This is a genomic window from Mycobacterium haemophilum DSM 44634, from assembly GCF_000340435.2.
GTDB classification, from domain to species: domain Bacteria; phylum Actinomycetota; class Actinomycetes; order Mycobacteriales; family Mycobacteriaceae; genus Mycobacterium; species Mycobacterium haemophilum.
Genome location: NZ_CP011883.2, coordinates 2019619 through 2032839, shown reverse-complemented (window position 1 = coordinate 2032839; position 13221 = coordinate 2019619). Strand labels below are relative to the sequence as shown.

Here is a 13221-nt window from a genome sequence, read left to right as displayed (position 1 = left end):
AGGAGCTGAGCAGTGGGACTCCACGAATTGTGGTTCGGTGTCATCGCGGCGTTGTTCCTTGGCTTCTTCATTCTGGAGGGCTTCGACTTCGGCGTGGGTATGTTGATGGAGCCGTTCGCTCACGTGCGAACCGGCGATTCAGAAGCCCACCGGCGCGTCGCGCTGAACACCATCGGCCCGGTGTGGGACGGCAACGAGGTCTGGCTGATCGTTGCGGGCGCCGCGATGTTCGCCGCGTTTCCCGGCTGGTACGCCACCGTGTTCTCCACGCTGTACCTGCCGCTGCTGGCCATCCTGTTCGGCATGATCGTGCGCGCCGTCGCCATCGAATGGCGGGGCAAGATCGACGACACAAAATGGCGCTACTGGGCCGATTTCGGTATTGCGGCCGGGTCGTGGTTGCCCGCGGTGCTGTGGGGTGTAGCGTTCGCCATTTTGGTGCGCGGGCTCCCCGTGGACGCCACTAGTCACGTCAACCTGTCGATCGCCGACGTGCTCAACGGCTACACGCTGCTGGGCGGCTTGGCCACGGCCGGGCTGTTTTTGCTCTACGGCGCGGTGTTTGTCACGTTGAAGACCTCCGGCCCGATCCGCGACGATGCCTACCGATTCGCCGCCTGGTTGTCGCTTCCGGTGACGGGACTGGTTGCGGGCTTCGGGCTTTGGACGCAACTTGCGCATGGCAAGAACTGGACCTGGCTGGTGCTGGCCGTCGCGGTGGTCGCGCAGCTGGCAGCGGTGTTGTTGGTGTGGCGGCGCGCCTCCGACGGCTGGGCGTTCACCTGCACCGCAGTGGTCGTGGCAGCCGTCGTGGTGCTGTTGTTCGGCGTGCTATATCCAAACTTGGTGCCCTCGACGCTGAACACGCAATGGAGCGTGACAATCTACAACGCCTCGTCGACCCCCTACACTCTCAAGATCATGACGTGGGTGACGGCATTCTTTGCCCCACTGACAGTCGTGTACCAGACGTGGACGTATTGGGTTTTCCGGCAACGGATCTCAGCTGAGCGAATACCGCCGCCGATCGGCCTGACGAGGCGTACGTCCTGAGCGCAAAGAACTCGAACAGCAGAGCTCCCCTGGACCCGCGACTATGGGGGGCGTCCAGCGCGTTACGCCGCTTCCTGGTTACCACCGTGGGTTGTGGGGTGGTGATCTCGAGCTGCGTAATCGGCTCAGCAGTTCTGCTGGCCAGCATCGTCGCGCGGGTGATCACCGATCCCACAGCACGCGGCTTGCGCGGCTGGCTGGGTCCACTGTCAATCCTGTTGGGGCTGTGGGTCATCCGCACAGCGACACACTGGTTTCAGGCCCGCCTGAGCCAACGTGGGGCCAGCGCGATTATCGCCGATCTGGGCGGTCAGCTCCTGGCGGCGGTGACAGCCCGGCAACCCGGTGAACTGGCAGCGCAGCGCGACGCCGCCGCGGTAGTGGTCACTCGTGGCCTCGACGGCTTGCGTCCCTACTTCACCGGATACCTGCCAACCTTGCTGCTGGCCGTGATCCTCACCCCCGCAACCGTCACCGTGATCGCGTTCTACGACCTGAAATCGACTGCGATCGTGACGATCACACTGCCGTTGATACCAATTTTCATGGTGCTGATTGGGCTGGCGACGGCTGACCGATCGGCGGCCACGCTGGCCGCTATGACGACCCTACAAGCGCGGCTGTTGGATCTGATCTCTGGTATCCCCACCCTGCGAGCGCTGGGCCGCGGCTCGGGTCCGGAACACCGGATAGCCGAACTCGGTGCCGCCCATCGCCGCTCGGCGATGGCGACGCTACGGATCGCGTTCTTATCCGCATTGGTGCTTGAACTGCTGGCCACGCTCGGTGTGGCGTTGATCGCGGTCGGGATCGGTCTTCGCCTGGTGTTCGGCGAGATGAGCCTGATCACCGGTTTAACCGTCCTGTTGCTGGCGCCGGATGTGTACTGGCCGCTGCGTCGCGTCGGCGTGGAATTCCATGCGGCGCAAAACGGCAGGGCCGCTGCCGACAAGGCATTCTCGCTGATCGGCGAGGCCGCCCCGGCACCGGCTGGCCCAACTTCGCGGCAGACAGTCGCCGCGCATGGCGCAAAGATCCGCCTCGAAAGGCTCAGCGTGACCGGCCGCGACGGCCGCTCCCCTTGCGATCTCACCGCGGTGATCGAGCCCGGTCAAGTAACCGTGTTGACCGGGCAAAACGGCGCGGGCAAAAGCACCACACTGCAGGCGATCGCCGGACTAACCACGCCATCGTCAGGCCGCGTCACCGTTGCTGGCATCGACGTCGCCGACCTGAGCCCCGACGCTTGGTGGCGACAGTTAGCCTGGCTGCCGCAGCGCCCGGTGCTAATCCCGGGCACCGTCAGTGACAACCTGATTCTGCTGGGCGGTCTGGATAACCCCGGCGACCTTGAAACTGCTTGCGCTGTATCTGGATTCGATACCGTGCTGACCGATCTTCCGGACGGGATGGACACTATCGTCGGGCGCGGAGGCGTCGGGCTGTCGCTCGGACAGCGGCAGCGGCTGGGCCTGGCCCGAGCGCTCGGTTCAGACGCATCCGTGCTGCTGCTCGATGAGCCCACCGCACACCTGGATGCCCGCACCGAGAACCGGGTGTTACGAGCCATCGTGAACCGTGCGCGCGCCGGCGCGACCGTGGTGATCGTCGGCCACCGCGAGCACGTCGTCGCCATCGGTGACCGGGTTGTCGAAGTTGTTTCGGACGGTCAGGCACGTTATGCGCCGGTCTGATCCCGCGGCGATCGCAAGCGCGGCAAAGCCGGGTGCAGCGGGTCGCCGCCACAGGACCCTACTGGCCGCGTCGAGCCTGTTGCGGCCGCGGCTGCTCCGCATCCTGGCAGCTATCACAATGGGGGTGCTGTCGCTAGGCAGCGCGCTGGCACTGGCCGGGATTTCGGCATGGTTGATCACCCGGGCCTGGCAGATGCCACCCGTGTTGGACCTGTCCATTGCGGTGGTCGCGGTACGAACCTTCGCGATTTCACGCGGCTTGCTGCACTACTGCGAGCGACTGGTCACGCACGACACCGCGCTACGCGCAGCCAGCACCGCTCGCGTGCAGATCTATCATCGGCTAGCCCACGGACCGGCAGCGGCCGCCGCCCGGCTGCACAGCGGCGAGCTGGTGGCACGGGTCGGCGCTGACGTCGACGAATTGGCCAACGTGCTGGTTCGAGCCGTGGTGCCCATCGGCGTCGCAGTGGTCTTGTCGCTGGCGGCGACCGCGGTTGTCGCGGCTATGTCGTGGCCGGCCGCTGCGGTACTGGCGACCTGCCTACTAGTTACAGGTGTTGTGGCGCCGTGGCTTGCCGGCAAGGCCGCTGTGGCGCAGGAAGCTATTGCCCGGCAACATCATTCCGAGCGCGATACGTCGGCGATGACCGCGCTCGAACATGCGCCCGAGCTTCGCGTCGCAGGTGCACTGCCAGATGTCATCGCCGAATCGCAACGCCGGCAACATGCTTGGGGCGCCGCCCTCGACGCCGCGGCCAGACCAGCCGCGATCGCTGAGGCAATGCCGACCGCGGCGATCGGGGCCAGTGTGCTCGGCGCCGTGGTGTCCGGGATCGCCATAGCCCCAACCGTCGCGCCAACCACACTGGCCGTCCTGATGTTGTTGCCACTGTCCGCATTTGAAGCGATGACTCCGTTACCTGCGGCCGCCATCCAGTTGACGCGGTCACGGATCGCGGCGCGTCGCCTCCTCGACCTGGCCCCGTCAAGCCACCCATGGCGCACGGAGCCTAGGGCGACGCCACCGCTAGCTACCTGCACCAGCCGGCTATTCGCCGATATCTGTTCAGGACACGCCGATGCGACGCGGCAAGCCCAGGTGACCCTCGACCTGCCGCCCGGCGCCCGGCTGGCCGTCACCGGTGCCAGCGGCGCTGGTAAGACGACATTGCTGATGACGCTCGCGGGCCTGCTGCCGCCGCTGCGTGGACGAGTGATGCTGGACGGAGTCGATGTCAGCCAACTTGATGAAGGTCAATTACACAGCACTGTCAGCTTTTTCGCCGAGGACGCGCATATCTTCGCCACCACGATTCGAGACAACCTACTGGTCGCGCGCGGCGATTGCCGCGACGACGAACTGGCCGCGGCATTGGCCGAAGTCGGCCTCAGCGGCTGGCTCGCTAGCTTGCCGGAGGGTCTGTCGACCGTGTTAATCGGTGGCGCACAGGCGGTCTCGGCGGGCCAACGTAGAAGGTTGCTGCTGGCTCGTGCGGTACTCTCACCCGCCCGGATCGTGCTGCTCGACGAACCCACCGAACACCTCGACGCGATCGACGCCGAACGGGTGCTCGGTGAGCTGTTGGCCCCCAACTCCGCGCTGATGTCCAGCGACAGAACCGTCGTGGTGGCCACCCACCACCTGCCCCAAGACCTTCGCTGCGCCGAACTACGCATTGGCGCGGCGAGGTCGTCGCTTCACATCCCCGCCAGCCGGAGCAATCGACGGCTGGGCTGGGAAGATCCGGGTTGATTCGTCACCCGTCGAAGAACCCAATCGCGCGCCGTCGCGGGAAGCTGCGTCATCAGCGCTTGCTGCAACTTGTCGCCGGCAGCGATGAAATATCGGTCACGGGGCCGGCGCGCCGTCAGCGCCTTAACGACAACGGCGGCAACCTTCTCCGGCGGCACTGGCGCCGCTGTCATCTGCGACATGAGCGAGTTATTCAGGCCCGTGAAATGGCCTTCGTACAGTTCGCGGTGTTCCGCCGACAGCCTCGCCGCCGCGTCATCCAACATGTCGTGTCCATTCCGACACATGTCGGTGTCCGTCGCTCCGGCCTCGATGAGCGCAACGGCGATGTTCCACCGCTTCAGCTCCATGCGCAGCACGTCGCCCGCGGCCTCAAGTGCGAATTTCGACGCGCAGTATGCACCGATCAGCGGAAGCGCTACCTTGCCAGTGAGACTCGAGACGAGCACGATCCGGCCCTGTGCGCGCCGTAGCCGCGGCAGCACCGCCTGGGTCACCGCAATCTGGCCGAAAACGTTTACCTCGAATTGCCGCCGCAGCTCCGCTAGCGAAAGGGCTTCCAGCGGTCCGTAGACCAGGACGCCGGCATTGTTGACGACGGCATCCAGGCTCTCGGGAAGCGAACTGTCCAGTGCAGCAAGATGATCGGCATCGGTGATGTCGAGAATGACCGGCGTAATCGGATGGTTCATCGCGATCGCGGCCGCATCGTCATCGGTGCGGACCCCGGCGAACACCTCCCAGCCATTCGCCGCCAGGTGAATGGCAATAGAGCGTCCGATCCCGCGAGCGGCGCCGGTGATAAGGACCGATGGCATGCCCGCGATTTTAGACCCAGCCCAGCGCACGGTCGGGCTGTTTCACAATCGACAGGGCGGGCCGGCCGATTGGCCGCAGATACTCCTTAGAGGTGCCGGCGACGCGGCATGAACTCCAACGATAACAGCACGAACACCAAGGGAATGATCTGCGTGATCGAGATCAACGCGTAGCGTCGCTGGTCCAGCGCGTGAAACTTGCGCACATAACGGTATAGCGACTCAAGTGCGATCAACGGGTCTAGGACATGGATCAACCGGTAGCAGACGCGCTGCAACCGACCGGACTGCGCGCCGTCGAAGATCTCCGGGAAAGCCGCGAACGATAACGATATCCGCTGCGCCCCAGCCTCTTTGGCGGCCATCATCATGTCGATGCTAAGCCGTTCATCGATCCCGTTCGGGGCTCCGGGACGACGCCAAGGCACATCAAGGGTGATATCAGTACCGCCGCCGGCAGTCGCATACCGGTGAAAGCCCTGCACACGGCCCGCGGCGTCCCTGGCGATAATCAGCTGCATTCCGGGAAACCGTCCCTCCAGCACCCCATCGAGGTTCATGTAAAACCCGCGATCGGTGTGTGCTCCGCTGGGGGAGGCCCGCACTACGTCAGTCAGCTCAGCCAGCCGCTTATCGTCAAGTTCTTGTTCTGCCACGATCTCGGTTGTGATGCCGCAATTGTGGGTGCGCTGCACTGCCTGACGCAGGTTGCGGAACTTGCGCCCCACCATGTTGAAGCTCGACACGTCGATGACAACATCGCGGCCGATCGGTATTGCCCGCAGCGATTGCCGAAGTCTGACAGGATCACTCCATAGCTTGAGCCGCCGCTCGCTGCAGCCCACCACCGCGATCCGCCAGCCGTGGGTATGACACATGGCCGCGAAGTCGCTGACCAACTCGGGGAATTGCTCCTCGGCACCGATCGGGTCCCCGCCGACCACCGCATAGCCCATCCGCGTCCGGTATGCCAGCGCCGCGGTACCGGCGGTCGTGAAGTGATAGCTCTTGCCCGTCTGCATGGCGAACGGCGCCAGCGGATCCGCGCTGGTGGCATTGATCAACCTCCATGCACGCGGCAGATCCGCGGGCCACGGACGCGACGCTGTCGGCCACATCAACACCATCCCCGAGCTGGCGATCAGCACGTCACCGAGCAAATCGAAGGCCAGCACGTGCGCACCCACGCCTGCTAGCACACACAACGCCGCAGCGGTCGCGTGCATGGTCGTCACCGGACGCCCCAGGAAGATGCCACGAGCGATCAATGCCATCGCAGCCAGCACCGTCAGCGACCAGCCCAGCCGGCCGGCGGCGTGCCACTCCGGGTGAGGATCGCGGCGAGCAAGTAGCACGATCAGCCAGAGTGCGGCACAAAGCAGAGCCAAAGCACCGATCCAGCGAGCGGCGAACGAATCGACGTGAACCACGACACGTTCACGCACGCGGAGCCTCGGCACGACATCGACCGGCGGCCCGTTCACAGCTACCTCCCGATGTCGCTACTTCTCAGCGAAGCGGCTCACCCATCGCTGCCACCATCAAATACCACCTACCGAAACGCTACGCCTGATCAGGGCGGTGCTGAGCCGAAATCAGGCGGTTGTCTTGCGCATCTAGCTGCGGTCTATTGACGGGAAGCGGGAAAGTATTTCAGTACCCCTTCTTGGACCACCGTGGCAATGAGTTGCCCCGAGCGATCAAACAAATGCCCCGTACCTAACCCGCGAGAATCCGCAGCCACCGGCGACGACGTCGAATACAACACCCAGTCATCAAAGTTCACCTGCCGGTGAAACCACACCGAATGGTTGGCGGACGCAGCGAAAATGCGGTCGAAGCCCCAGGACAGCCCGTGGGTGGTGATGACCGAGTCCAACACGGTGGTGTCCGTGGAATACAGCATTGCCGCGGTGTGCAGCACGGGATCGTTGGGCAGTGCCCCCAGCGCCTTGACCCAAACCCGGTTGTGGGCAAGCCGTTGGCCTTTGTCACGCATCACCCAGGACGGGTCGTTGGTGTAACGCCATTCGATCGGCCGCAACGCGTTGACAAAGTGCGGCACGGTCTGCTCATAGCCGCGCAACAGCTCGCCGATCGGCGGCCGGGTATGGGGTTCGGCCACCTCCGGCGGCTCGACAGCATGCTCGAGGCCGCGACCACCGGACATGTACGAAATCATCGCCGAGGACAACAACATGCCGTGCTGCATCGCGTCGACACGACGATTAGCGAAGCGCCGCTCGTCACGCAGCCGTACCACGTGAAACTCGATGTCCTTGGCGGTATCACCACCGTTGATGAAGTGCACCGAGAATGCGCTGGGCGGCAGGTCGTCTCGGGTCAGCGTGCGGCTGCTCGCCACAAAGGACTGCGCCATGAGCTGCCCGCCGAATGTCCGCAGCGGGTTCTTGCTGGGATGAGATCCGATGAATAGGTCGTCGGCAACGCGGTTGAGATCCAATACCGCAAGCAGTTCCTCAAAGTCCGACAACTAGACGTCGTCCTCCCCGATCCGGTGCACATGGATCAGGTTGGTCGAACCTACTGTGCCAGGTGGCGCGCCCGCGACGATCACCACCAAGTCACCACGCTTGTAACGACCAAGTTCGAGCAGTGACTTGTCCACCTGGCGGATCATGCCGTCGGTGGACAGCATCTTCGGGACGAGGAATGTCTCGGTGCCCCAAGTCATGGCGAGTTGGCTACGCACCTCGGGCCACGCGGTGAAGGCTAGCAGCGGCAGCGGGGTATGGAGACGCGCCAGTCGCCGCACCGTGTCACCGGATTGAGTGAACGCGACCAGGGCCTTGGCGTCGAGTCGTTCACCGATGTCGCGGGCAGCGTACGAGATCACGCCCCGCTTCGTGCGAGGCACGTGTGTCAACGGCGGCGCAGCCGTGGAATTCTCCTCAACCGCGCACACGATGCGCGACATCGTCTTCACGGCCGCCAATGGGTACTTCCCCACCGACGTTTCCCCGGACAACATGAGCGCGTCGGCGCCGTCGAGCACCGCATTGGCGACGTCGGAGGCCTCGGCTCGGGTTGGCCGTGAGTTCTCGATCATCGAGTCGAGCATCTGGGTCGCCACGATGACGGGTTTCGCGTTCTCCCGGGCCATCTGGATGGCCCGCTTCTGCACCAGCGGGACCTCTTCCAGCGGCAGCTCGACACCCAGGTCGCCGCGGGCCACCATGATGGCATCGAAGGCCAGCACGATAGCTTCGAGGTTATCGACGGCTTCAGGCTTCTCCAGCTTGGCGATCACGGGAACACGGCGCCCGATGCGATCCATCACCTCGTGGACCAGCTCGACGTCAGACGGTGAGCGCACGAACGACAGCGCGACCAGGTCGACGCCGAGGTTCAGCGCGAACGTGAGATCCTCGATGTCCTTGTCCGATAAGGCCGGAGCAGACACGTTCATCCCGGGTAAGGACATGCCCTTGTTGTTGCTAACCGGGCCGCCTTCGGTGACAGTACAGACCACGTCGTCGCCCTCGATGGCCGAAACCACCAGTCCGACCTTGCCGTCGTCGACCAGAACCCGGTCACCGACCACCGCGTCCCTGGCCAACTTCTTGTAGGTGGTGGATACCCGGTCGTGGCTGCCTTGGCAGTCGGCCACCGTGATCCGTACCGTTTCACCGTCGGCCCAGTAGGTGGGCCCCGTGGCGAAGCGCCCCAACCTGATCTTCGGGCCCTGCAGGTCGGCGAGCACGCCCACCGCCCGGCCGGTGGCATCAGACGCGATGCGCACCCGGTCGTAGGCGGCTTTGTGATCGGCGTAATCGCCGTGACTGAAGTTCATTCGGGCGACGTCCATTCCGGCTTCGACCAGCGCCCGGATTAGCTCGTCCGATTGTGTTGCAGGGCCAAGGGTACAGACGATCTTCCCGCGTCTCGTCACGGCGACCCAGCATAGTCTCGCCACTAGCTATCGCGGACTTCAGGTACGTAAGGACGGCTAACTTGTCCCGGCGCACCGCGTGGCTACCCGCTGTAAACGGTCGGAACCAACGGGAACCCGGGCACGTTGCGCAGCACTGTCCACGCGATCGACGCGACCACGATCGTCAGCAACGCGGCTGTCGGCAGTGCTGACTGGCCACAGCGACGACGCAGCACCACCCAGCCGACCAACACCGGGATGCCGACCAACAGGAAGACATTGTCGTTGACGCTGGCCGCCAGGTCGCCGTGCAGCAGGTCATGCGTCAACCGAAGGCCACCACAAAGCGGGCAGTTCCAGCCCGTGAGCAGCTTGAACGGGCACAGCGGATACACCGAATCCGCGTTGTGCGGGTCGACCAGCCCGATATAGCCGAACGCACCGGCCATCAGCACGCCCGAACCGGCTACGCCGTAAAGACGACGACGCGGGCCCTGCTGACGACGCTGCCGTGCGGCTCGCAAGACCTGATTAGGTTCCATCGCGCAACGGGCGACCCGACGGGTCGCTGACCTTGTCGGTCAAAATCAACAGCGCGTCGACAATGCCCCAGATGACCGCGCCAAGCCCGCACGTGAAGATGCCCACCAGCAACTGCGCGATACCCAGCCCGGTGTAGCCGAGGTAGATGCGGCCGATGCCCACGATGCCGATGAAGCCAAGTAGCTGTAACAGACCTGCAACGATCTTCGATTTGTCGGAAAGCGGCTGCCCGGTCACCGGATGCCGACCCCAGGGTGCGGCCGGATCAAAGTAACCCCCAGGCCCCGGGTATTGCGGATACGACGGCGGATACCCAGATGGATAGCCCGGCGGCGGCTGCGGTGGTGGCGAGCCAGACCCCGCCGGATCGGACCACGGCTGATCAGTCACATTTTCAGCATGCCAGATCCACCGGGCTACCGACCCCTGATCCTCGGCCAAGCTGTCCATCGCCGCTGCGCCGCCCCAGCGTCGTCACCGGCCACAAGTTCCCCGGCCTGCTCAACAACGGATTCTTCCGGCTCGGCGTCGGTATCGTATTCAGCACCACACAGGGTTTCAGGGTCTTCGCGGCCCTTCGGCGCCAGAATGATGTAAACCACCGCCCCGATGAACACGAAAGTCGATGTGAACGAATTGATCCGGATTCCAGCGATGTGTGTGGCGGTGTCGTCGCGCAACAGCTCGACGCAGAACCGCCCGACGCAGTAGGCAGCGACATAGGTTGCAAACAGTCGCCCGTGGCCCAGCGTGAACCAGCGGTCCACATAGATCAACGCAACGAATACCAGAACGTTCCAGATCAGTTCGTAAAGAAATGTCGGCTGTACGACGAACGCCAACTGCCCAGTCGAAACACCATCGAGCGAATGTGGGTCCACATACCCCGTGGGATCTCGACGGTAGAAGATCTCTAACCCCCACGGCATCGTGGTTTCCCGGCCGTAAAGCTCCTGGTTGAAATAGTTTCCTAACCGGCCGATCGCCTGCGCCAAGATGATTCCCGGAGCCAGCGCGTCACCGAATGCCGGCAACGGAATTCCGCGACGTCGACACCCAATCCACGCGCCCACGCCGCCGAGAGCCACCGCACCCCAGATGCCCAAGCCGCCGTCCCAGATTCGCAGCGCCGCGCCGAGCCCGGCACCGCCCTGCCCGAAGTAGGTCCGCCAATCAGTGGCCAGGTGATAGAGCCTGCCGCCAACCAATCCGAAAGGCACAGCCCACAACGCGATGTCATAGATCACGCCGCGCTCACCGCCGCGGGCCCCCCAGCGCCGGTCGCCGATCACCAGCGCGGCGACGATGCCGACGATGATGAACAGTGCGTACGCCCGAATCGGTAGCGGCCCAAGGTGCCAGACCCCACGCGGCGGGCTGGGAAAATAGCTGGGCAACACCCTCGTCACACGGACGTCCTTTGGCGCACACCGGCGGCGAGTTCCTCGGTCAGAGCACGCAATCGAGGCAAACCGTCGCCCAGCGCCGACACCAACGCGGAGCCGACGATGACACCGTCGGCGTAGCCGCCGATCTGCGCAGCCTGCTCTCGTGATCGCACACCCAGGCCGACGCCGACCGCAATATCAGATACCGCCTTCACCCTGGCTACCAGTTCTGGTGCAACCTGCGACACCGCGTCACGCGCCCCGGTCACCCCCATCGTGGACACCGCATAGACAAATCCGCGTGATGCCTCGACCGTGGCCACCAACCGTTGCGGCGTCGATGACGGCGCCACCAGAAAAATGCGATCCAACCGATGTTCCTCAGATGCTGTGATCCACTGGCGTGCTTCGTCGGGAATGAGGTCGGGGGTGATCAGACCGTGCCCTCCAGCCGACGCCAGATCCCGCGCGAACGCATCAACCCCGTAGCGCAGCACCGGATTCCAGTACGTCATCACCACGGCGCGCCCGCCAGCTTGGCTGATCGCCTCGACCGCGGCCAACGTATCGCGAACTCGCACTCCCCCACGAAGCGCAGTCTCGGTGGCCCTCGCGATGGTTGGACCGTCCATGCCCGGATCCGAATACGGCACACCGACTTCAATGATGTCGCAACCGGATTCGGCGAGCGCAGTCATCGCGGCCACCGAAGTAGGCACGTCGGGATAACCGGTAGGCAGATACCCGATCAGTGCCGCGCGATTGTCCTTGCGGCACGAATCGAAAACCGGCCCCAGCCCGGTCATGGCTTATCCAGCAGGCCGAACCACTTCGCGGCGGTCTCGACGTCTTTGTCGCCGCGACCCGACAGGTTCACCACAATGACCGCACCCTTCCCCATTTCAGCACCCAACTTGAGGGCACCGGCCACCGCATGCGCGGACTCGATGGCCGGGATAATGCCTTCGGTGCGACACAGCAAACGAAACGCCTCCATCGCCTCGGAATCGGTAATGGGCCGGTATTCGGCACGTCCGGTTTCCTTAAGCCACGCGTGTTCGGGACCGACCCCCGGATAGTCCAAACCTGCTGAGATCGAATGGGATTCAATGGTCTGACCGTCCTCGTCCTGCAGCAGATAGGAGAACGATCCCTGGAACGCTCCGGGCGAACCGCCGGTGAATGTCGCCGCATGCCTGCCGGTCTCGACGCCATCGCCGGCCGCCTCGAACCCAACCAGTCGTACACCGGGATCATCGAGGAACGCGTGGAAGATCCCGATGGCGTTGGATCCTCCGCCGACACACGCCGTGACCGCGTCCGGCAACCGGCCCGCCTGATCCTGGATCTGCACGCGTGTCTCGAGGCCGATGATGCGCTGAAAGTCACGCACCATCGTCGGGAAGGGATGCGGTCCGGCCGCGGTCCCGAAGCAGTAGTAGGTGTTGTCGGCGTTGGTAACCCAATCCCGGAACGCGTCGTTGATGGCGTCCTTGAGCGTTTGCGAACCGGTCTCGACCGAGACTACCTCTGCACCAAGCAGCCGCATCCTCGCCACGTTGAGTGCCTGCCGGGCGGTGTCAACGGCACCCATGTAGATCACACACTGCAGGCCGAGCAGCGCGCAGGCCGTCGCCGTGGCCACCCCATGCTGACCGGCGCCCGTCTCAGCGATCACCCGAGTCTTGCCCATGCGCTGAGCCAGCAACGCCTGACCGAGCACATTGTTGATCTTGTGAGAACCAGTGTGGTTCAGGTCTTCTCGCTTAAGGAAGATGCGCGCCGAGCCGGCGTACTCGCTCAGCCGAGTGGCCTCATATAGCGGCGACGGCCGGCCGGCGTAGTTTGCCTGCAACTTATCCAGCGTGTCCAGGAAGTCCTGGTTGACGCGTTCTTTCTCGTAGGCCGCGGTGACCTCCTCGATCACCGCCATCAGCGCTTCCGGGACGTAGCGGCCACCATACCCATCGGGGCCACCGAAATGCCCACCCGAATCGGGGTCATGGCGAGTGGTTTCGGAGATGGCCGCGCTAAAACGCGGAAAATCCGGACGGGCAAGATCTGGCATCACCAG

The 13221-nt window shown here is 64.2% G+C and carries 11 protein-coding genes and 1 pseudogene; 3 read left to right on the top strand and 9 right to left on the bottom strand.

Annotated elements, in window-relative coordinates; all coding sequences use genetic code 11:
* The first annotated feature begins 12 nt into the window (after positions 1 to 12).
* The 3 genes from cydB to cydC all read left to right on the top strand — a co-directional run bounded on the left by cydB (position 13) and on the right by cydC (position 4503).
* Positions 13 to 1053 carry a cytochrome d ubiquinol oxidase subunit II gene (cydB, locus tag B586_RS09665; RefSeq protein ID WP_054880070.1) on the top strand — a complete coding sequence of 347 codons (1041 nt, stop codon included), beginning with the start codon at positions 13 to 15 and terminating at the stop codon, positions 1051 to 1053.
* Positions 1054 to 1127: 74 nt separating this feature from the next.
* Entirely contained in the window at positions 1128 to 2747 is a 1620-nt protein-coding gene (gene cydD, locus B586_RS09660) for a thiol reductant ABC exporter subunit CydD (RefSeq protein ID WP_156406745.1), read from the top strand.
* Positions 2734 to 4503, top strand: coding sequence for a thiol reductant ABC exporter subunit CydC (gene cydC, locus B586_RS09655; RefSeq protein ID WP_054880072.1), 1770 nt, complete (start codon positions 2734 to 2736; stop codon positions 4501 to 4503). Before cydD ends, cydC begins: the two co-directional genes overlap by 14 nt.
* Here the strand turns inward: cydC and B586_RS09650 are convergent.
* From B586_RS09650 to trpB, 9 genes and pseudogenes are all read right to left on the bottom strand, one after another.
* On the bottom strand, positions 4449 to 5321 hold the full coding sequence (locus B586_RS09650) for an SDR family oxidoreductase (RefSeq protein WP_047314023.1): 873 nt from the start codon (positions 5319 to 5321) through the stop codon (positions 4449 to 4451). The genes cydC and B586_RS09650 overlap by 55 nt on opposite strands.
* Before the next feature lie 86 nt (positions 5322 to 5407).
* The gene (locus B586_RS09645) at positions 5408 to 6805 is read right to left on the bottom strand and encodes a bifunctional lysylphosphatidylglycerol flippase/synthetase MprF (RefSeq protein ID WP_054880073.1); all 1398 of its coding nucleotides are present in this window, start codon (positions 6803 to 6805) and stop codon (positions 5408 to 5410) included.
* Positions 6806 to 6948: 143 nt separating this feature from the next.
* The gene (locus tag B586_RS09640; RefSeq protein ID WP_054880074.1) at positions 6949 to 7815 is read right to left on the bottom strand and encodes an acyl-CoA thioesterase II; all 867 of its coding nucleotides are present in this window, start codon (positions 7813 to 7815) and stop codon (positions 6949 to 6951) included.
* Complete coding sequence (pyk, locus tag B586_RS09635) at positions 7816 to 9234, bottom strand: pyruvate kinase (RefSeq protein ID WP_047313932.1); 1419 nt, start codon at positions 9232 to 9234, stop codon at positions 7816 to 7818.
* 83 nt (positions 9235 to 9317) lie between these two features.
* Positions 9318 to 9758 (bottom strand): DUF2752 domain-containing protein, encoded by a 441-nt coding sequence (locus B586_RS09630; RefSeq protein ID WP_047313931.1) that lies wholly within the window; start codon positions 9756 to 9758, stop codon positions 9318 to 9320.
* Positions 9748 to 10149, bottom strand: coding sequence for a TM2 domain-containing protein (locus B586_RS09625; protein WP_231584576.1), 402 nt, complete (start codon positions 10147 to 10149; stop codon positions 9748 to 9750). Before B586_RS09625 ends, B586_RS09630 begins: the two co-directional genes overlap by 11 nt.
* A gap of 89 nt (positions 10150 to 10238) precedes the next feature.
* A pseudogene (gene lgt / locus B586_RS09620) lies at positions 10239 to 11168 on the bottom strand (prolipoprotein diacylglyceryl transferase); the annotation flags it as partial.
* Positions 11165 to 11953: a tryptophan synthase subunit alpha gene (gene trpA, locus B586_RS09615; RefSeq protein WP_047313929.1), complete on the bottom strand. Its 789-nt coding sequence runs from the start codon at positions 11951 to 11953 to the stop codon at positions 11165 to 11167. The gene trpA and the pseudogene lgt, both read right to left, overlap by 4 nt.
* The gene (trpB, locus tag B586_RS09610) at positions 11950 to 13215 is read right to left on the bottom strand and encodes a tryptophan synthase subunit beta (RefSeq protein ID WP_047313928.1); all 1266 of its coding nucleotides are present in this window, start codon (positions 13213 to 13215) and stop codon (positions 11950 to 11952) included. Before trpB ends, trpA begins: the two co-directional genes overlap by 4 nt.
* Positions 13216 to 13221 lie beyond the last annotated feature (6 nt).

Excerpts from the sequence above, each read along its gene's own strand:
- B586_RS09630 (WP_047313931.1), bottom strand. The coding sequence starts at position 9,758 with ATGGAACCTAATCAGGTCTTGCGAGCCGCACGGCAGCGTCGTCAGCAG.
- cydC (WP_054880072.1), top strand. The coding sequence starts at position 2,734 with ATGCGCCGGTCTGATCCCGCGGCGATCGCAAGCGCGGCAAAGCCGGGT.
- trpB (WP_047313928.1), bottom strand. The coding sequence starts at position 13,215 with ATGCCAGATCTTGCCCGTCCGGATTTTCCGCGTTTTAGCGCGGCCATC.
- B586_RS09650 (WP_047314023.1), bottom strand. The coding sequence starts at position 5,321 with ATGCCATCGGTCCTTATCACCGGCGCCGCTCGCGGGATCGGACGCTCT.
- trpA (WP_047313929.1), bottom strand. The coding sequence starts at position 11,953 with ATGACCGGGCTGGGGCCGGTTTTCGATTCGTGCCGCAAGGACAATCGC.